Source organism: Prolixibacter sp. SD074, from assembly GCF_009617895.1.
GTDB lineage: Bacteria > Bacteroidota > Bacteroidia > Bacteroidales > Prolixibacteraceae > Prolixibacter.
In genome coordinates this window covers 816,312-834,170 of the sequence record NZ_BLAW01000001.1, presented here as the reverse complement: position 1 = coordinate 834,170, position 17,859 = coordinate 816,312, and the positions used below count along the sequence as shown (strand labels likewise).

The 17,859-nt window shown below is 43.4% G+C and carries 17 protein-coding genes; 9 read left to right on the top strand and 8 right to left on the bottom strand.

The features are described 5' to 3' along the window. Nucleotides 1–4 precede the first annotated feature (4 nt). Nucleotides 5–493 (bottom strand): hypothetical protein, encoded by a 489-nt coding sequence (locus GJU82_RS03540; RefSeq protein ID WP_153630888.1) that lies wholly within the window; start codon nucleotides 491–493, stop codon nucleotides 5–7. 203 nt (nucleotides 494–696) lie between these two features. On the opposite strand from GJU82_RS03540, the gene GJU82_RS03535 reads away from it, so the two are divergent. Next, a complete protein-coding gene (locus GJU82_RS03535) occupies nucleotides 697–912 on the top strand; it encodes a hypothetical protein (protein WP_153630887.1) in 216 nt (71 codons plus the stop codon). Nucleotides 913–974: 62 nt separating this feature from the next. Here the strand turns inward: GJU82_RS03535 and GJU82_RS03530 are convergent, their stop codons facing one another. Continuing rightward, nucleotides 975–1,166, bottom strand: a complete 192-nt coding sequence (locus tag GJU82_RS03530; protein WP_153630886.1) for a hypothetical protein — start codon at nucleotides 1,164–1,166, stop codon at nucleotides 975–977. Nucleotides 1,167–1,356: 190 nt separating this feature from the next. Further along, entirely contained in the window at nucleotides 1,357–1,794 is a 438-nt protein-coding gene (locus tag GJU82_RS03525; RefSeq protein WP_153630885.1) for an RNA polymerase sigma factor, read from the bottom strand. Between the two features lie 197 nt (nucleotides 1,795–1,991). Between GJU82_RS03525 and GJU82_RS03520 the strand changes: the two genes are divergently transcribed. Further along, nucleotides 1,992–2,477: a hypothetical protein gene (locus GJU82_RS03520; protein WP_153630884.1), complete on the top strand. Its 486-nt coding sequence runs from the start codon at nucleotides 1,992–1,994 to the stop codon at nucleotides 2,475–2,477. Nucleotides 2,478–3,410: 933 nt separating this feature from the next. Here GJU82_RS03520 and GJU82_RS03510 read toward each other — a convergent pair. Then, on the bottom strand, nucleotides 3,411–3,968 hold the full coding sequence (locus GJU82_RS03510; RefSeq protein ID WP_153630882.1) for a DUF6515 family protein: 558 nt from the start codon (nucleotides 3,966–3,968) through the stop codon (nucleotides 3,411–3,413). Between the two features lie 450 nt (nucleotides 3,969–4,418). On the opposite strand from GJU82_RS03510, the gene GJU82_RS03505 reads away from it, so the two are divergent. The 7 genes from GJU82_RS03505 (at nucleotide 4,419) to GJU82_RS03475 (ending at nucleotide 13,566) form a co-directional block, all read left to right on the top strand. Then, nucleotides 4,419–5,195, top strand: a complete 777-nt coding sequence (locus GJU82_RS03505; RefSeq protein WP_153630881.1) for a peptidase — start codon at nucleotides 4,419–4,421, stop codon at nucleotides 5,193–5,195. A 134-nt stretch (nucleotides 5,196–5,329) separates the two neighbouring features. Then, on the top strand, nucleotides 5,330–6,742 hold the full coding sequence (locus GJU82_RS03500) for a TolC family protein (RefSeq protein ID WP_153630880.1): 1,413 nt from the start codon (nucleotides 5,330–5,332) through the stop codon (nucleotides 6,740–6,742). An 11-nt stretch (nucleotides 6,743–6,753) separates the two neighbouring features. Then, entirely contained in the window at nucleotides 6,754–7,791 is a 1,038-nt protein-coding gene (locus GJU82_RS03495; protein ID WP_153630879.1) for an efflux RND transporter periplasmic adaptor subunit, read from the top strand. Between the two features lie 54 nt (nucleotides 7,792–7,845). Next, nucleotides 7,846–10,926, top strand: coding sequence for an efflux RND transporter permease subunit (locus tag GJU82_RS03490; RefSeq protein ID WP_153630878.1), 3,081 nt, complete (start codon nucleotides 7,846–7,848; stop codon nucleotides 10,924–10,926). A gap of 11 nt (nucleotides 10,927–10,937) precedes the next feature. Next, complete coding sequence (locus GJU82_RS03485) at nucleotides 10,938–11,693, top strand: hypothetical protein (RefSeq protein WP_153630877.1); 756 nt, start codon at nucleotides 10,938–10,940, stop codon at nucleotides 11,691–11,693. A gap of 37 nt (nucleotides 11,694–11,730) precedes the next feature. After that, nucleotides 11,731–12,783 carry a sensor histidine kinase gene (locus tag GJU82_RS03480; protein WP_153630876.1) on the top strand — a complete coding sequence of 351 codons (1,053 nt, stop codon included), beginning with the start codon at nucleotides 11,731–11,733 and terminating at the stop codon, nucleotides 12,781–12,783. A gap of 12 nt (nucleotides 12,784–12,795) precedes the next feature. Then, complete coding sequence (locus GJU82_RS03475; protein WP_153630875.1) at nucleotides 12,796–13,566, top strand: LytTR family DNA-binding domain-containing protein; 771 nt, start codon at nucleotides 12,796–12,798, stop codon at nucleotides 13,564–13,566. A 59-nt stretch (nucleotides 13,567–13,625) separates the two neighbouring features. On the opposite strand, the gene GJU82_RS03470 is transcribed toward GJU82_RS03475, so the two are convergent. The 4 genes from GJU82_RS03470 to GJU82_RS03455 form a co-directional block, all read right to left on the bottom strand. Then, nucleotides 13,626–14,696, bottom strand: a complete 1,071-nt coding sequence (locus GJU82_RS03470) for a serine hydrolase (protein WP_228488554.1) — start codon at nucleotides 14,694–14,696, stop codon at nucleotides 13,626–13,628. 94 nt (nucleotides 14,697–14,790) lie between these two features. Next, a complete protein-coding gene (locus tag GJU82_RS03465; RefSeq protein WP_228488553.1) occupies nucleotides 14,791–15,993 on the bottom strand; it encodes a M43 family zinc metalloprotease in 1,203 nt (400 codons plus the stop codon). 243 nt (nucleotides 15,994–16,236) lie between these two features. Next, on the bottom strand, nucleotides 16,237–17,019 hold the full coding sequence (locus GJU82_RS03460; protein WP_153630874.1) for a hypothetical protein: 783 nt from the start codon (nucleotides 17,017–17,019) through the stop codon (nucleotides 16,237–16,239). Nucleotides 17,020–17,078: 59 nt separating this feature from the next. Further along, complete coding sequence (locus tag GJU82_RS03455) at nucleotides 17,079–17,855, bottom strand: hypothetical protein (protein ID WP_153630873.1); 777 nt, start codon at nucleotides 17,853–17,855, stop codon at nucleotides 17,079–17,081. Between the last annotated feature and the right edge of the window lie 4 nt (nucleotides 17,856–17,859).

Here is a 17,859-nt window from a genome sequence, read left to right as displayed (position 1 = left end):
TCCATTAAAACTGGTAACGTACTCCGAGGCCAAGATTAAAGTCAAAACTATCACCATGGTTTACTAAGCCCAATTCGGGTCTCATATCTAAACCGAGCTGCAAACCAAAGGGCCATGAATACTCAATACCAATATCACCCGCTACAGCCAGATAAAAACCACTACTACTGCTTCCGGTATAACTGCTTTTATAATCCCATGAACCAATCTTAGCGCCCGGTCCGGCATACCAGTTAAATCCTTCGCCCAAAGGCCAAACCCATTGATAGATTCCTGTTAATCCCCAGGCTGTATAGTCGCTGTGCGAAATCAGGCCTAAATCAAATTCCAGCCGGTTTAAATCCGACAAACCATGCTGATACGAAACTTCGGTGCCAAATCCGCTTCCGCCTCCGAACCGCAAACCAATTGCGTGGTCTTTTACAACTTGTGCATTAGCCGACATGGCCAGTCCAGCAATGAATAATGCTGATAAAAGAAATAGTTTTTTCATGTGTTTAAAGTTTAATTTCAATTGACTTGTGAAGACACCACAACCTCAATCAATCATCTCTATTTTTCTTTTGTGAGAATTCGTTAGTCCCTGGCACAGTTTATAACGTTCAGAACCTTGTTTTGTTTGCTTAGCCCGTAATTTCATCGAATTCATTATTTTTAAAACCGGATAGCGTACATTTCCCGGTATAACCACTTTATATGGACAACCAGAAACCAACCATCAGCCTGACAATCATTATTTTGCTATTGTCTCTTCAGCCAATAACGGCGCAAAACACTCTTGACAAACAGCATAAATTCAGGGTAGGTCCCGGTATATTGTTCGAACGCGGCATCGACCGGTGCGGCCCGCTCCTCATGGCGGATTATAACTGGCAACTAAACCCGGTCATTGGAATTTCACCCGAAGTTTAGCGGGCCTGCCTTTGTGGTAACCCACGGGACAGATTTTAATGCAGCCAGGTTTGGATTGGGTTTCAGGTATGCTTTTTGAACCTTTTTTGGCGTTCTTTAATTTTCGCCCGGTAGTAATAATTCCAGAAAATCATTCTTCTTTCTTTCGGTGGCACAAGTTGGACCAAAACAACTGGCACATCTTCGTCCGTTTTATCTATTCTCCATTGAGCTCCCTTAAAATCATTTGTATTTTTCCAGTTTCCGTCATTCAAATGCGTTTAAAATACTGACGCATTTTTTTGATTTCTCCCGATTAACAAACGATTAATAAAATGTAGAAAAACGGTTAATGAATATGGAGGGCGCTTTGCAACTCTTTGTGACGTATTTTTAAGGCTGTGGTTATATTTTTTTCGACAGCAGGTAGCTAATTTTCCATTATCTCTGCAATTTCTGCATATTTTAGATTGTCAAAACGGTGCAGTTAAAGGCAAGTTTGGCGCGTGGCGGCAGTTTCCGGAAAATCCGCTCAAATTCGGTTTTTAATTCATTCTCGATACAGATGGTTTCGGGGATGGTGTCTTTCCGGGCCGGAAGGCCAAAAAATTGTTCGATGGGGAGCAAAACTGTTTTTTGTTTCCGTAAATGCGAAAAGGCCTGGTTTTTTGCCGCGCTGAACAAATAGGCCTTCAGGCTGCTCCTTACAGCGATATGCTTTTTATTTTTCCACAGGTTGATAAAAACATTGGCCGCGAGTTCTTCCGCAACTTCTTTTTCCGGAACAAACACAAAAGCAAAACCGCAAAGTGGCTGGTAATACAGCTCAAACAAAACCGAAAACGCTTTGAGGTTGCCCTTTTTTATCTGATCGAACAGTTCGTTGTCCTCACGTGTCATCATTCAGCATTCAAAATTTCCGGTAGATAAGTTTCTTTAATTTTATTTAAACGTTATCCTGCTGTTAGCAGAAAAATACAATCCGGTTAAAATTTATGCGGGATTTTAACCGGAATTTAACTTTTCCCATCAAACATTTTCAGAAAAGCGCCGTTTAATAAATTGAAAAAAAATGTTTCACGAAATAAAATTTACATGTTATGAAGAAAAAGTTTATACTCTCTCTTGGGTTAACGTTCGCCTTGCTGTTTATTATGCCTGAAAATATGTTGGCGCAAAGCGGGTCAGGTTCGTCATACAACGATGCAGCGGGCATGCGCATCGAGTTTGGCAGTAAATACGGCACGTTTGCCGGTTTCACCTTCAAGCATTTTTTTGATGCAACCAACGCCGGAGAAGCACAATTGCTTTTTGGCGATGGTTTTACTTTGCTTGAAGTAGAGTACCAGTATCACGGGGATATCCCCAATGCCCCCGGGTTAAAATGGTTCTTCGGCTTTGGCCCTGGTTTCGCGTTTGGCAACGACGCTACCGATTTTTTGTTGCGTCCTGTAGGTGGTTTGGATTACAAGATAAAGAACGTGCCGTTGAATTTCACCTTTGACTGGCGGCCTGCCTTTGTGGTAACCCATGGGACAGATTTTAATGCAGCCAGGTTTGGATTGGGTTTACGGTATGCTTTTTGAATCTTTTTTGGCGTTCTTTAATTTTCGCCCGGTAGTAATAATTTCAGAAAATCATTATCATTAAAATCACCGGTATCCTCTATGGCCTGCCGAACAATAACTGCATTGAGTGAGGGAATAATATACATCCTGTTTTTCCCGGCACCCAGACACCCTATTATATCTTCATAGGTGTAGTATAGCATCCGTTAGGGATGTGGGGATTTCCGGCATCGTCATATATCCATTTCTCATAGTGAAACCCTATTTTTTGAACTATTTTTTCATCCAGATATTCGAGTGGATTCTCGTTAATCCCGGACTGTTTCAGTTTTCGTTTCAACAATTCACCAAAAACATAAAAATGACTTGGCCCGTACTGGAATGTCGTTCCGGGATAAAAATTAAGAGACAGATTGTTGACCGCGTAATCATAGATGTCAGGCGCCAAAGGATCCTCTCCCTGTATATAGTAAACATCCTGTGAGAGCCCGGAGGTAAGTGATACTAAATGCCTGATGCTATAAGGGGGATAAAAAAAAGACTGATAAGGTATTTACTCATAATCCATTGCTTTTATTATAATTATTTCGTTTGCGATGAAACATTTTTATTATGCATGTACGCTACCCTGTTATAGCTGCCGGCTGATTTTGTTGTTCCCGTTGGAATACCCGTTGCAAACCGCCAGATTTCAAATTCTCCCTGCGGGTTAATCTGGTTGTAGTAAATAAACCCTTTATTTGCTCCATCGTATTTTTCCGGATCTTCAAAATGATTTTATCTCAATCATCCCATTAATAATAGATGAGTCTGGTCTAAAAAGCCTTATGACCCCTTCTAAAGGGGACTTTTTCAAACTGCTGATTTTTAGCAATTCCCCTTTAGGGGTTAGGGGTAAAAATGGTAACAATCAGCAGTTCTAAGGCTTTTTAGACTGCACTCATAGATCTTTCATTCATCAAGTTTCCCCACCACTTCGTAACCCGTTTTTTCAATAGTTACCTGCTTGTAAATGATATCGTTGTATTCCATGAAAGGTTTACCGTCGATTTCTATTTCGGCAGCATCGGATGGCAGTTGGCTTACAACTGCACCAACGGGCGGGTCAGCAACGGCATATTCCCGGCTGGCTTCATCCAGGATATAAAATATCCCCCCGGCATAAAAGAAAACGCGCGGCCCGACAACAACCCGCACATATCCGGCAGGCAATGCTGCAACCCGGATGCCCACGGGCGGAACCGAGCGGACATAAACCCCATTACGGGACACATAAAACATCCCACCATGATAGTAGTAAGGAACGTTACGGTAACGGATAACAACAGCGCGCCGTGGCAGGCGCCTTACAGTCCGGACCACCGGTTTTTTCCGGTAAACCACCGTTCCGCGTGGCCCTTGCACCACCGTCCGTCGGGGTGTTTTGATTACCCTTCGTTGTGCATACGAATTTGAAGCTACACCCAGCAGAATGACCATTAAAATAAATACAACTTGTTTTGCTTTCATGATTTCTATTTTTTTAGATATTTGTTAAATTGTTCAATCCCACCCTGTTCCTTTCGTTCTTTGGCCATTTCCATCGCTTTTATTCGCAGATCTTTCCGTTTGCATTTGGGCGCGTTCTTCGGGTGTACGTTGCATCCCGAAATTCTGTGCAAAAGCACCCTGTGCAAGAAAGATTAAAAAAAAATACCACTAAAAATAATTCTTCCCATAACTATTGTTTTTTTTACGGCTTAAAAATAATTCAAATCGGTTTATCGTAAGAATTTTATTCATCGAACGACAGAATGAATTCAACAAACAACCGACCGTTTTAACCAATAACAATTGAACAATACAGGTTGTTGGTTGAAATTATAGTTGCTTTGGTTTAAAAAATTTATCTTCTACGTTTTGTTTTTTTTACTTTGAAATGAATTTGTTGCTGGTTAGCGGCAAGAATAATACGAAAAAATGAAGCAGTTATTCAAATTCTTTTTGTTGCTGGCAATTGGAATTGCCCTTTTTTCGCGGTGCGAACAGGATCATTCTTCATTACCCGACCCGGATGATCAGATACCGAAAGAAGTTGTGATAAAACCCAATGATTTTCTTTCGGGAGAAAATTACGACCGGTTAATCGTGGAGATAGCCAGTGTGCAGGGATTTGAGCCAACAGGAGAGGCACTTAACAATCTCAAAGCATTTCTGGAATCCCGGTTGAACAAGAACGGTGGGATCGAGTTGGTACCCGCTTCTATTCCCTCGCCGGGTAAAGTCGCGTATTCCCTCGATGATATAAAAAAAATTGAACAGGAATACCGTACGCTCTTCCCTGATCCGGAAGAAAAAAAACTGACAGCATGGTTTTTCTTTGCCGATGCGGATTACGCTGAAAACGAGGGCGACTCAAAAGTGCTTGGCATTGCGTATGGCCCCACCTCCATGGTTATTTTCGAAAAAACGATCGGGGAATTCAGCGGGGAACGTGGGCAACCGTCCACGACGGTACTGGAGACAACAGTCACGGAACATGAGTTCGGCCATATCCTCGGGCTGGTCAATAACGGTACAAACATGGTTGTAAACCACCAGGATGTAACTAACGGAAAACACTGCAATAACCAGGATTGCCTGATGTATTGGGCTGCCGAACACAGCGGCCCATTTATTAACTTATTAACCGGGGGCATAATCCCGTCGCTGGATCAAAACTGTTTGAATGATTTAAAAAATAACGGGGGAAAATGAGGAGTCTATTAAATGAACCCAAGTTCACCAAATGAGAACCATCTCCCTTTTTTCGACCCTATCCCCCTAAATTCGATCACGGTAAATAAATCCTGAAAAAATGTATTGGTGATCCTATTCTTTGCCAAAAAAAGATGGGATGGAATATCAAAAGAACAGGATTTATTGTTTTCATACTCGCCTGGCATATCCCTGTATTTTCACAAAACAGCGTGATTGACGGATATGTTGACCAGGCGCTGGAAAGTAATATTGCTTTAAAGCAAAAAGAGTATTCCTATACCAAGAGCCTGGAAGCACTGAAGGAAGCCAAACGCATGTTTTTTCCCATAATATCACTACAGGCCAGGTACTCCCGTGCCGAGGGGGGAAGGATGCTTGTGGTACCATTTGGCGAAATCATGAACCCTGCTTACGACAACCTGGAGGTAATCAATCATTCGTTAAGTCAGTCCGTTCCCGGTTATCCTGCTTTTCCGGCATACCCCAAAATTGACGACTACACCATCAACTTCGTTCGTCCTAAAGAGCAGGAAACTAAAATTCAACTGGTTATGCCCGTTTTTAACGACGCTATTATCAAAAACCGGGAGATTAAAGAAGGGATGGCCAAAGTTGAAAAAATCAACGTGGATATCTATAAACGGGAGTTAGTTAAAGAGGTAAAAACGGCCTGGTTCAATTACCTGCGTGCCGGAAAGATGGTTGAATTGTACCGGAATTCGCTCGGCGTTACGCAGGAAAACCTCAGGAACAGCGAAAGCCTGTACCATCATGATAAGGTCACGATGGAAGAGGTGTATGCTGCGCGGGCCAAAATAAAGGAGATGGAAAAAGAGCTGGCATCGGCACAAAAGGACGAGGCAATGGCCCGGGCCTGGTTCAATTTTCTTTTGAACAGGGATTTGAATGCTGAAATTCAAACAGGAGAACCCATTGCTATTTCTTACCTCACGTTTGACCTGGATTCCCTGGTTATTAAGGCTGTCGGTAACAGGAAAGAACTGGTTCAGTTAGACCAATACATAAACATACAGCAAAAAAAGGTGAAGCGGGAAGCAGGAAGCGCCCTGCCCGAGGTGGGTTTGTGGGCATCTTACGGTTACCAGGGTGAGAAATACTCATTTACAAAAGATGACGACTTTGCTCAGATCGGCATTTCGCTTTCCTGGGACCTGTTTACTTCCGGCCAACGCAAAGCAAAGGTGCGGCAGGCCAGAATTGACCGGGATATGATGGAACAGAAGAAACTGGAAGCTGTCAGTCATATCAGAATGGAGGTCATGGATGCCTGGTATTCGTTGAACACTGCCCGTAAAGGGATTGACCAGGCTGAGGAGGAAGCGCTGAATTACAGGAAAGCGTACAATCTGGTCAGCAAAAAATACCAGAGGGGAATGGCCAGCCACCTGGAATTATCGAATGCCCTGAACAACATGCTGAATGCTGAAAATAAACTGATTTTGGCCCGCTATGACAATCAAATCCGGCAGGTTGAGTTGGAACGGGTTGTAGCTGGCTATGAATTTTTAACAATGAAAAATTAGAAATATAACACATGAATAGAACGGTTAAAAATATAATACCTCTGTTCCTGCTTTTATTCACATTTGCCTGTACTAAAAAGCCCGCGCAGCAACAGGAAGAATCCGCTGTCCCGGTTGTCCGGCTGGAAAAGGTAAGCAGGGTGGCCTTTCGTGATGAAATTTACGCTACGGGCCGGGTTACGTACCAGGATGAATTTCAACTGAGTTTCAAAACTTCGGGTATTGTGGGTAACATCCCCGTGAAAGAAGGGCAAAGGGTAAAAGCCGGCCAATTGATGGCTTCCCTGAAACTGGAAGAAATCAGGGCAAAGGTCGGGCAGGCCGAAAACGGGCTGGAGAAAGCCCGGCGGGACTACGAACGGGTGAAAGGATTATACGGGGACAGTGTCGCTACGCTCGAACACCTGCAAAATGCCCGTACACAACTGGAAAATGCCCGGTTGGAAGTGGAAACGGCACAGTTTAACCTGAAACATTCTCAAATCAGTGCGCCGGGAAACGGATGGGTATTAAAGGTAAACGCCCGGGAGAATGAGGCGGTACAGGCAGGAATGCCGGTCATTTTCTTTGGCCGGGGCAGCGTTTCCAGAATTATTACAACAAACCTGTCGGATGCCGATGTGGTAAAAATCGCAATCGGCGACACGGCATGGATACGCTTTGACCCTTTCCCAGACAAACTTTTTAACGGGGCTATCACTGAAATAGCGGGGACAGCCGACCCGGTTACCGGGACATACGAGATAAAAATCAATATGAACGATTCGGAAAACCAGTTGAAGTCAGGTTTTATCGGGAACATTTCCATCCGGCCTTCAGTCCGGAAAGAACGCGTTCAGATTCCGGTTGATGCCCTGATCTTTGCCGATGCCAATGAGGGAAGCATTTACGTGGCCAAAGACGACACAGCTTACCAGCGGCACATCAGAATTGAGAAAATTGCCGGTGACAGCCTACTGGTATCAGAAGGACTTGAAGGTCATGAGACTATTGTGGTTGAAGGCCTGCAAAAACTTTCGGGCGATTCAGTAAGGATCAGTTTAAAATGATGACTGTTAAAAATTACTTTGCCTCTTCGCGCCTTTGCGAAAAAAAACAAGACTATGAAGAATCTTCCAAAATTTTCCATTGATAATTACCAGTTTGTTTTGGTGCTGTTCCTGGTTCTCCTGGTTGCAGGCATACATTCTTTTTTAACCATGCCCCGGAGTGAAGACCCGCCTGTTGTCACACCGGGAGCGGTAGTTACGGTAATCTATCCCGGCGCTTCACCCATGGACATGGAAGAGCTGGTAGTAACGACCATCGAAGAAAAAATCAATGAATTGGAAAATATTGATAACATCGCTACGATTATTTCCGACGGGTTCGCCATTTTCAACATTTCATTCGACTACGGTAATTACGATGAGGATGAGAAATACAACGAAGTGATCCGGCAGGTGAATAATATCCGTACCGACCTTCCGGAAGACATTCGCGAAATTAATTTCAAGAAAAAAACCACCACCGACACCAAAATCCTGCAACTGGCCCTGGCTTCGGAATACATGGATTTTGAACAAATGGACGAGTATGCCGAAAATCTGAAAGGGTCCCTGGAAGAAATGGACGGGATTAAAAGTGTAGAAATTCTTGCCGTCCCGGAAAAACAGGTAAAAATTGCCCTGCGGGCAGACAAGATGGTGAACATGGGCATTACCACTGACAACATCATCAATGCCATCGACGCCAATAATCAAAATATACCTGGCGGGGAACTCTATGCAGGCCGGAAAAGTTTTAATATCAAAACCAGCGGTTCATACAAAGACCTTGACGAGATACGCAATACGGTTGTGGGGTCGGTACAGGGAAAACTGGTATACCTGAAAGATGTGGCCACCGTTGAATTTGGATACGAAAACAACAATTACCTGGCCCGGTTTAACGGTAAGAGGTGCATATTTATTACAGCAGAACAAAAAGAAAACGTCAATATACTGGATTTAACCGACCAGATAAATGCGAAAACCGAAACTTTTAAATCCAATCTTCCACCCGGGCTCAGGCTGGAAGCTGTGCACAGCCAGGCTGAAAGTGTAAGGACAAGCGTCAACGGTTTTATCATCAACCTTATCCAGGGCATCATCCTGGTAGGACTTTTTATTTTTCTGGCCATTGGCTTTAAACCAAGCCTGGTTGTGATGCTGGCCATTCCTTCTTCCATTCTCATTGGGCTGGGTTTTGTAGATTTGGCGGGCTATGGGCTGCAGAATATTTCCATCGCGGCCCTGGTCATCGCGTTGGGATTGTTGGTTGACAATTCCATTGTGGTGACAGAAAACGTGGAACGGTACCTGCAGGCAGGTTTGCCGGCGAGGGACGCAGCCATTAAAGGTACCTCCCAGGTGGTATCAGCTATTACAAGCTCAACGCTCACTACCCTGGCGGCATTTATTCCCATCGCGATGATAAAAGATTCAGCCGGTGATTTTATGAAAAGCCTGCCTGTAACGGTCACCGCCACCCTGACGGTTTCCCTGGTGATTGCCATCAGCGTGTCGCCGCTCCTTTTGTCAAAATTCATCAGGATAAAGCCCGGGGTAAAGCCCAAAGAACAGCCCTTGCAAAAAAGGTTGAAGAAATTCATCCGTGGGCCTTTTCGCAAGTTGCTTGAATACTGTCTTTCCCAACCCAAACGCGTTTTGTTTATTACCATAGTGGTATTCCTGTCGGCCATTTTTGTCCTGTTCCGGTTTGTAGGGTTTAGCTTTTTCCCAAAAGCGGAAAAACCCAGCTTCATGATCCAGGCCCAACTGCCACAGGGTGCTAACCTGAATGAAACGAACCGGGTGGCCAGCTATGTTGAAGCAACGCTGGACACCATTCCCGAAATAAAACATTATGCCTCAAACATTGGCCACGGTAATCCCAAGGTCTATTACAATTATTTTCCCCGGGACTATGCCAAAAACCTGGCCGAATTTTTTGTGGAACTGAAGGAATACAATCCCGAAGGAGTTGAGGCGCTGCTGGATTCGCTTCGCGGCGCGTTTAGCGCTTACCCGGCTGCCGACATCCGGGTGAAAGAATTTGCACAGGGAGTCCCCATTCAGTACCCTGTGGAAGTTATCATTTATGGTGATAACCTCGATGAATTAACACGGGTTTCGGAAGAAATCAAAGCCATTGTTCAACAACAACCCGGCGCAGTTAACGTGGAGAATAAGCTGGAAGGGGTACGTACCGACCTGTTTGTGCACATCAATAAAAACAAGGCAGCCCTCCTGGGGGTGCCAATTTCCGAAATTGACAAAACCGTACGGATTTACATGAACGGCTCGTCGGTATCGAAGTTCAGGAATGAAGAAGGCAAGGAATATGATATGGTTCTGGGCTCGTCGGCGGGAAATAATGCCACTTTTGAAGATTTCGGGCGTATTTATGTGAAATCGCTGAGTGGTGAACAGATTCCGCTCAGCCAACTGGCCCGCATCGAATTTAAAAAGGGGCCCGGCGTGATTACGCATTACAATTCAAAGCGCAGTGCCACGATTGGCGCCGATGTGGAAAAAGGGTACAATACCGCGGAAGTAACCCGGGCCATTGAAGCTCAATTAAAAAATTATCCTTTCCCTTCAAACTTTAATTATCATCTGGCAGGGGAAATCGAAGCGCAGGGGAAATCATTCAGCTCACTCGGCGCTGCCGCGCTGATCGCGTTCCTGATGATTCTGGCCATCCTGGTATTCCAATTTCATTCATTCAGGCAACCGTTCATCATCTTTGCCGCCGTGCCCATGGCTTTAATTGGCTCGTTCTACGCGTTATTCGTGACCGGCTATACTTTCTCGTTTACAGCTTTCGTGGGTGCCGTGGCCCTGCTTGGGATTGTCATCAACGATGCCATTGTTTTAATTGATTTTACCAATGAATTGCGGAAAGAAGGAAAAACGGTTCATCAGGCGCTGACCGAAGCGGCACAGGTCCGCTTTATGCCGATATTGATTACCTCGTTCACCACCATCGGCGGACTGCTTCCCCTTACCCTGCAGGGCGGGACATTTTGGGGGCCCATGGGCTGGACCATCATCGGTGGACTGACCCTTTCAACAACGCTTACCCTGCTTATTGTACCCGTGCTTTATAAAGTTTTGGAAAAAGAAAATTCAAAGAAACCAATAAAGCTGTCAACGAAATAAAATCTTAACATATGGACACGAAAAGAAAACTAACAAAGCCAATTCCCGCAGCATTTTTCAGTTTTGTTTTTATGCTTTTAACAAGCGGCCTGTTTGCCCAGAATGGACAGGAGGTTAATAAAACTGTGGAATATCAGCAGAAAAAAAGGGATAGAGAGGATTATACCCTGATACATTTAAAAAATAAATGGGAACTTTCCGCCGGTTACGGAAGGTGGTATTTTTCCGAAGCTTCAAAATCCGGGAATCCCGATGAACTCTTTTTCCTTCCCAACATGGGGACGGGGACTTTTAGCGTGACCTGGCATTTTCACGAAAAATTTTCGACCAATTTAACGGTTGGCCTTCAATTCAAAAAGGATATCCCTGCAAGTCCGGGCCTTCTTCGGGTTATTTCTGGCGAAGAGATAAAAATTGAAGGCAGCGGGGGCGGTTTTATTCCCCTTGAAGCGGGATTAAAATATAATTTTACCGGCAGGAGGCTCAGCCCGTACATTCAGGCAAGCGCAGGTCTGATCCTGGGAAAATCGCAGTACACAATAGTGGAAGGGAACATTTTCGAGGGTATTTCCCGAACAGATTTTGTGTTCAATGCAACTGCCCCCCTTGCGGGCATCTCGTCAGGCATTGATTACCGGTTAGACAACCATTTTATGTTGGAGCTGGACTTGAAGTACAGTCTTTCCGGGAAATTTGACAGCGCCATTGGTGGATATGAGCGTTATTCGGGGTGCGCCGTTTCAATAAAAGGTATTGTAATCTTGTAATTTATTAATTTTGAGCTATCGTTAAAAGTAAACAGAAATGCACCTGAATCTTAACAGAAAGGTTTTTATCCGCATATTGATTGTTTCGGTTTATTCCCTTTTGGTACTTTACCTTTTTGGAATGATGCGGGATTTTACCCTAAGGGGAAAAGTTAACCTTTGGGTGCTTATACCGGCCTATATTTTCTTTTTTAATGTGGCCAGCGAAGGCAACCTGCTCATTGATAAGTACCTGAACAAAAGATTGCCGTGGTTTATTTTCACACGAAAAAGACTGGTCATACAAATTGTTGCAACTTTAGGCTGGACATTTCTGATGACAGCCATTCCATTATCAACAAGGTTCCTGGTAAACAACGAACTTCTTTTCCACGACAGCGATATGCTGCGTATTTTCCCTGCATTTGCGCTGTTCACCTATATTGAAGGGACCTTTTTTCTTATCGCTTTTAACGGAATTTATATTGCCCGCAATTATTTCCACAAGTGGAAATCTTCCCTTCTTGAAATAGAAAAGCTGAAGCAGGAAAAATTGAAGCGCGATTATCAGGCCCTGCAGGACCAGATCAATCCGCATTTCCTGTTCAACAGCCTGAATGTGTTAATATCGGAGATTTACCATCACCCGGAAACGGCAGCAGATTTTGCCCGCGGGCTTTCACGTATTTACCGGTACGTGTTGCAAAGCAAAGACCGCGAACTGGTCGCTTTAAAAACCGAACTGGAATTTGTTCAGTCTTTCATTTACCTGCACCAGGCACGGGTTGGCGACGCCCTTCAGGTTGAAATCGACGTGGACGAACAAGCCGCATCGCTATTCCTGCCCCCTCTGACACTCCAGGTATTGGTTGAAAATGCCATTAAACACAATGTCCTTGAAAAGGATAACCCATTGCACATCGGCATCTATTCTCAGATAAAACCGGTTTTGACTGTAAAAAACAATTTCAACCCGAAAATGGCACTGGAATCCCCACATACCGGACTGTCGAACCTGAAAAGCAGATATGCCTTGTTGGGAAACCGGTCAATCGAAGTGTATAAAAACGAAAAAGAATTTGTAGTAGAAGTTCCTTTACTGGGGAATTAAAAAACAGTGTAAATGAGAGTATTAATTATAGAAGATGAAATTCCTGCCCAAAGGTTACTGGTCGATTTACTGAATAGTATGAAACGGGATATTGAAATTGCAGGCTGTTTGGGCAGTGTCCGGGAATCGGTAAAATGGTTTAAACAAAATTCGCACCCGGAAATTGTTTTACTCGACATTCAGCTCTCGGATGGGGTGAGCTTCGATATCATGAAGGAAGTGAACATCGAAAGCCTGATTATTTTTGTGACGGCCTACGACGAATACGCCATCCGGGCTTTTAAAGTAAACAGCCTCGATTACCTGCTCAAACCGGTTGAAGTACATGAACTGGAGGAAGCTTTTCAGAAATACGACAACTACGGCCTAAAGTTTATACAGACAAAGAACCTGGACACCAACTACGAAGAACTGATTTCAGTGATTAAAAATTCCCTTCCCGGGTACCGAAAACGGTTTCTAATCCGGTCAAATGAAAGCTGGTTCCAGGTGCCGGTAGAAGAGATAGCCTATTTTTACAGCCTCCAAAAAATCACCTTCGCGGTTACTTTCAAGAAAAGGGAGTATCCTGTTGATTTTTCCCTCGAAAACCTGAAAGAGCAACTTGATCCCGATGTTTTTTTTAAAATAAACCGTCAGTTTATCGTTAACCTGAATGCGATTTCCCGTGTGCATTCCTGGTTTCAGGGCAAACTGGTACTTGAGATTAACCCTTCCCCAATGGAAAAACCCGTGGTAGGTAAGGACAAGGTAGCAGCTTTTAAGCGGTGGATGGACCGGTAATCATTTTTTATCTCTAATAAAACGTCAACACCAAGCTCTTGTTGGCCGTTCGTTGTTTTTTAGTTTATCACTGCATTGATTTTTGCCCAAAGTTCATTGTCAAAACCTGAAACAGCAAAATTGGGGTTGTTTGGGTCAGCGGCATTTCCCATTCTTACGATGACCATTTTTTTGCCTGGTATAACATAAATCCGCTGGTCGTTTGCACCCATGGCTGCGTACATATCTGCTGGTGCATTGGGAACTAAAAATCCAGGGTAAACGGTTTGCTCACCCGGTATCATAAACTTTGTTTTTCCATTTAACCACCATAAATATCCATAAGAAGGATTGATATTTTGAGATGTTGAAATGCTTTCATTAAAAAAGGTTTCATTGATAATCTGTTCGTTATTCCATTTTCCTTTGTTAAGTGCTAATATTCCAAATCTTGCCATACTTCTTGTCGTGCTATAGTATATGGTAAAAATTATCCCGAAATTCCAATAGCCATCCATTCCGATTTTGTTTTTCAGTTTTTCGTTGAAGTAAGTTTCAAAATCTTTACTGCTCGTTTCGGCAACTATGTCTGTTAGTTTTTGGAAAACATTGCCGTAAGCCCATCTCGTTCCTGCATCGGCAACATAAGTGAGATTAGATTTTATCACATATTGTTTTGTGTCGTCAATGCCAGAGGTCATTGTCAGCAAATTCCTTACTTTTATCCGATTCTCTTTTTCCAATGGCATATTCGTCCATTCCGTTCCCAAATAATCGGATGCTTTATTGTTTATATTCAATAAACTTTCCTGTTGAGCAATTCCCGTTGTTGTAGCTACCAAAGTTTTACCTGCACTGTTCCACTCCCAGTCTGTGTTTACCGTGTGTCCATTAAAATATTCTTCCAGAACAATTCTGCCGTTTACGAGTATCATAAATGATTTTGTATTCTTTTGGACAAGAAAATCTTTTAAAGGCTGAATGGCATTTTGATTCCAACCTAATTCCGAAACAGGCGTTGTTTCCCATTCTGTGCCTGAATTTGCAGGAAAATACATAGAAGTATCTGGATGGGTCGGTGCCGGGTTGTCATCTTTACTGCAACTTGTCAATAATAGTAATGCAAATAACAATACGTTCATACAATTCATACGATAATATTTTATTCTTTTCATTAAAGTCGAATGGAACTCGCATGATTGATTTTATACATCAACTTTTGTGACAATCGTTGTCATGTTCGTTTCATTGTATGATTATTTTTGAAGAGAAGATTTTTGATTCCTCATCGTTTAGTACCACAATGTAAATGCCCGGTTTAATTTGACTTACATTCACGTTGTTCATTGACGAATTTAACTGTTTTTCACCAACTACCAGCCTTCCGTCAATATTGAGGATCCTGAGCGATACATTATCCACAGGCTGAGGAAATTCGACATACAACGTTTTAGTTAACTGGTTCACATATACATTTATTTTAGTTTCCATCTCCCTTGTTGAAACGGATGTGCCGGTATTTTCGACTAATTCTTTTCTCCGGGGACTGTTTCCCAGAACAGTAAGCATCCTTTCTTTCTGACAATTTGTGAAAATATCCATGCAGGTATCATCTGTATAGTCGAGGTAATTGTTAATCATATCTATGGAATTACAAGAAATTTTGCCTTCCGGACATCCGTAATTTGGTTCCGCCGCATTTGGTGTATCACTGCAATAATCATCAACAGAACAATCACCATCGCCCCAGATATGACGAAGCCCCAGCCAATGGCCAACTTCGTGCGTGGTTGTCCTGCCCAGGTCGAAAGGGGCATAAAGGTCGGGAAAATCGCCCTTATCACTGCTCCCGAAATATTGGTATCCTATTACCACGCCATCCGTTGAAGCACTTCCGTTTGTCCCAGAAAGTCCATCCAGTCCCGACATATCCGGGAATTGTGCGTAGCCCAACAGGTTTCTTGAAACAAACCCACCGAAATTAACAGTCCAGATATTGAAATACCTATCAGGGTCCCAAATAGTAGAAGGTTTGAGTTCGGTTTCTATAGGATTACGGAGGGGGCTCGACGGCCAGGAATCCCTCCCGCCATATAGACGGTCGATACCCGGTTCCCCCAAAACTTCTCCATCGGGGCCGTATTCGGCAAGGTGAAATTCTATCCCTGTATCTGCGCCTGCCGGGTCGTCATTGTAACCACGGGTTCCCTGCATCCTTCTGAAATCTTCATTTAATACCTGAATCTGGGACACAACCTGTTCATAGCTAATATTAGCTCCTTCTCCCGGATTTTCACCGTTATGTACCACATGCACAATAACCGGTATGCGATATACCTGATCAGATTTCAACCTGGTATCCTGAGTCATCTTTTCATTCAACCAATCTTCAAAATCTTCCAGTGATGGGAGAGAATATTCAACCCTTCTTAAACTGTCGAAGGCCATTGTACCGCAATTTCGTTGAGCAAATAATTTACCCTCAAAAACCAAAAGAAAGGAAAAAATCAATAAAAAAAATATAACTTGTCTTTTCTTCATTATTAACATATTTTGAGTGAACTATAAAAACCATGCCGCTATCATTCTTTCTGCCGGCATGGTTTCTTTTTAAACTTTATCTGGTTATCAATTTACCAAACTCACTTTTCAATTTACTAAAAGACAGATATTAAAAATATTCGAAGAAGTTTATTGCTCTTCCACTTCCCCTGTTTCCAAATTGGTAACATAACGGGTCCCTGAAATTTCAATGATGGCTTCCCGGTTGCCGGTAAACGTAATGGTTCCATCGTAGCTGAAAGAACCGCGTCCGCTGCTGCCTGACATCGAGAAATGAATGGTCCCATTGTCAATTTCCTTAGGTTCTTTTTCAACGGCTACATCAACAAGTTCAAATTGAATCGTGGCCTGGCGGTTTGCCTGGTTGCCAATTTTAGACTCGAACCCGCCACTTCGTTGCCACGTACCGTTTATCAGGTACATATCGGAAGTATATTCGATTTGAGTGATTTCAAAATTACCGCTCACCGAGTGAGTGGAAGCCAGGCGGGGGGCGTCGAATTCACCGTCGTATGTAAAGCTCATGTCGAGCATTACAGGGTTTCCCAATGTGTCGCAATCCAGCATGTAATTGTAGGTTTTGGTGTTATTATAAGTAATTACACCAGTTCCGGCGGTGACCATTGTTGTGTCAGCCGATTCGCCACAACTTAAACTTTTGTCATTCGTGGTGGCAGATTTCAAGTTACTTTCATATCCAACCGCCTCGTTGGTAAGCGCGGCGGCAGTTTCAATATCCGATGCGGTGCCTGAGGTTCCGTCGGCCAGTGAAGAGGCCACCATTTCGGCTGCTTCTGTTTCAGTAGCCGATAAGTCTTCGGCTACCGGTTCGTCATCCTTGCTACAGGAAGTAAAAATTAACATTCCCGAAAGGATAATGATACCTGTTAATAAAAGATTTCTTGTTTTCATAATTTTAATTTTTTAAAAATAAATTCGGATACACAAGGTTTAATCCAGTTATAATTTTTTTATTGCTCTTCCACGTCTCCTGTTTCCAGATTGGTAACATAACGGGTCCCGGAAATTTCGATGATTGCTTCTCCGTTGCCGGTAAACGTAATGTTCCCTTCGTAGTTGAACGAACCGCGTCCGCTGCCGCCTGACATCGTGAAGTGAATGGTGCCGTTGTCAATTTCCTTAGGTTCTTTTTCAACGGCTACATCAATAAGTTCAAATTGAATCGTGGCCTGGCGGTTTGCCTGGTTGCCAATTTTAGACTCGAACCCGCCACTTCGTTGCCACGTACCGTTTATCAGGTACATATCGGAAGTATATTCGATTTGAGTGATTTCAAAATTACCGCTCACCGAGTGAGTGGAAGCCAGGCGGGGGGCGTCGAATTCACCGTCGTAGCTAAAGCTTACATCCAACTTCTCGGGGTTCTCCAATGTGTCGCACTCCAATGTGTAATTGTAGATTTTCGTATATTCATAAGTAATTACACTGGTACCCGTTGTTACCATTGTGGTATCCGCCGATTCACCACAGCTTAAACTTCTGTCAGTAGCGCTGGCAGACTTCAGGTTACTTTCCGAACCAACCGCTTCGTCGGCAAGTACGGCAGCAGTTTCAATATCCGATGTAGTACCGGCATCTGACAAACTATAAGCCACCATGTCAACTGCTTCTGTTTCGGTAGGCGGTAAGTCCTCATCTACTGTTTCATCATCCTTGTTACAGGAAGTAAAAACGAATATTCCCGAAAGGGTAATAATACCCGCTAATAAAAGATTTCTTGTTTTCATTGTT

What these genes read in the sequence shown, in the direction of transcription:
- GJU82_RS03540 (WP_153630888.1), bottom strand. Translation starts at nt 493, where the DNA reads ATGAAAAAACTATTTCTTTTATCAGCATTATTCATTGCTGGACTGGCC.
- GJU82_RS03535 (WP_153630887.1), top strand. Translation starts at nt 697, where the DNA reads ATGGACAACCAGAAACCAACCATCAGCCTGACAATCATTATTTTGCTA.
- GJU82_RS03525 (WP_153630885.1), bottom strand. Translation starts at nt 1,794, where the DNA reads ATGATGACACGTGAGGACAACGAACTGTTCGATCAGATAAAAAAGGGC.
- GJU82_RS03520 (WP_153630884.1), top strand. Translation starts at nt 1,992, where the DNA reads ATGAAGAAAAAGTTTATACTCTCTCTTGGGTTAACGTTCGCCTTGCTG.
- GJU82_RS03510 (WP_153630882.1), bottom strand. Translation starts at nt 3,968, where the DNA reads ATGAAAGCAAAACAAGTTGTATTTATTTTAATGGTCATTCTGCTGGGT.
- GJU82_RS03505 (WP_153630881.1), top strand. Translation starts at nt 4,419, where the DNA reads ATGAAGCAGTTATTCAAATTCTTTTTGTTGCTGGCAATTGGAATTGCC.
- GJU82_RS03500 (WP_153630880.1), top strand. Translation starts at nt 5,330, where the DNA reads ATGGGATGGAATATCAAAAGAACAGGATTTATTGTTTTCATACTCGCC.
- GJU82_RS03495 (WP_153630879.1), top strand. Translation starts at nt 6,754, where the DNA reads ATGAATAGAACGGTTAAAAATATAATACCTCTGTTCCTGCTTTTATTC.
- GJU82_RS03490 (WP_153630878.1), top strand. Translation starts at nt 7,846, where the DNA reads ATGAAGAATCTTCCAAAATTTTCCATTGATAATTACCAGTTTGTTTTG.
- GJU82_RS03485 (WP_153630877.1), top strand. Translation starts at nt 10,938, where the DNA reads ATGGACACGAAAAGAAAACTAACAAAGCCAATTCCCGCAGCATTTTTC.
- GJU82_RS03480 (WP_153630876.1), top strand. Translation starts at nt 11,731, where the DNA reads ATGCACCTGAATCTTAACAGAAAGGTTTTTATCCGCATATTGATTGTT.
- GJU82_RS03475 (WP_153630875.1), top strand. Translation starts at nt 12,796, where the DNA reads ATGAGAGTATTAATTATAGAAGATGAAATTCCTGCCCAAAGGTTACTG.
- GJU82_RS03470 (WP_228488554.1), bottom strand. Translation starts at nt 14,696, where the DNA reads ATGAATTGTATGAACGTATTGTTATTTGCATTACTATTATTGACAAGT.
- GJU82_RS03465 (WP_228488553.1), bottom strand. Translation starts at nt 15,993, where the DNA reads ATGGCCTTCGACAGTTTAAGAAGGGTTGAATATTCTCTCCCATCACTG.
- GJU82_RS03460 (WP_153630874.1), bottom strand. Translation starts at nt 17,019, where the DNA reads ATGAAAACAAGAAATCTTTTATTAACAGGTATCATTATCCTTTCGGGA.
- GJU82_RS03455 (WP_153630873.1), bottom strand. Translation starts at nt 17,855, where the DNA reads ATGAAAACAAGAAATCTTTTATTAGCGGGTATTATTACCCTTTCGGGA.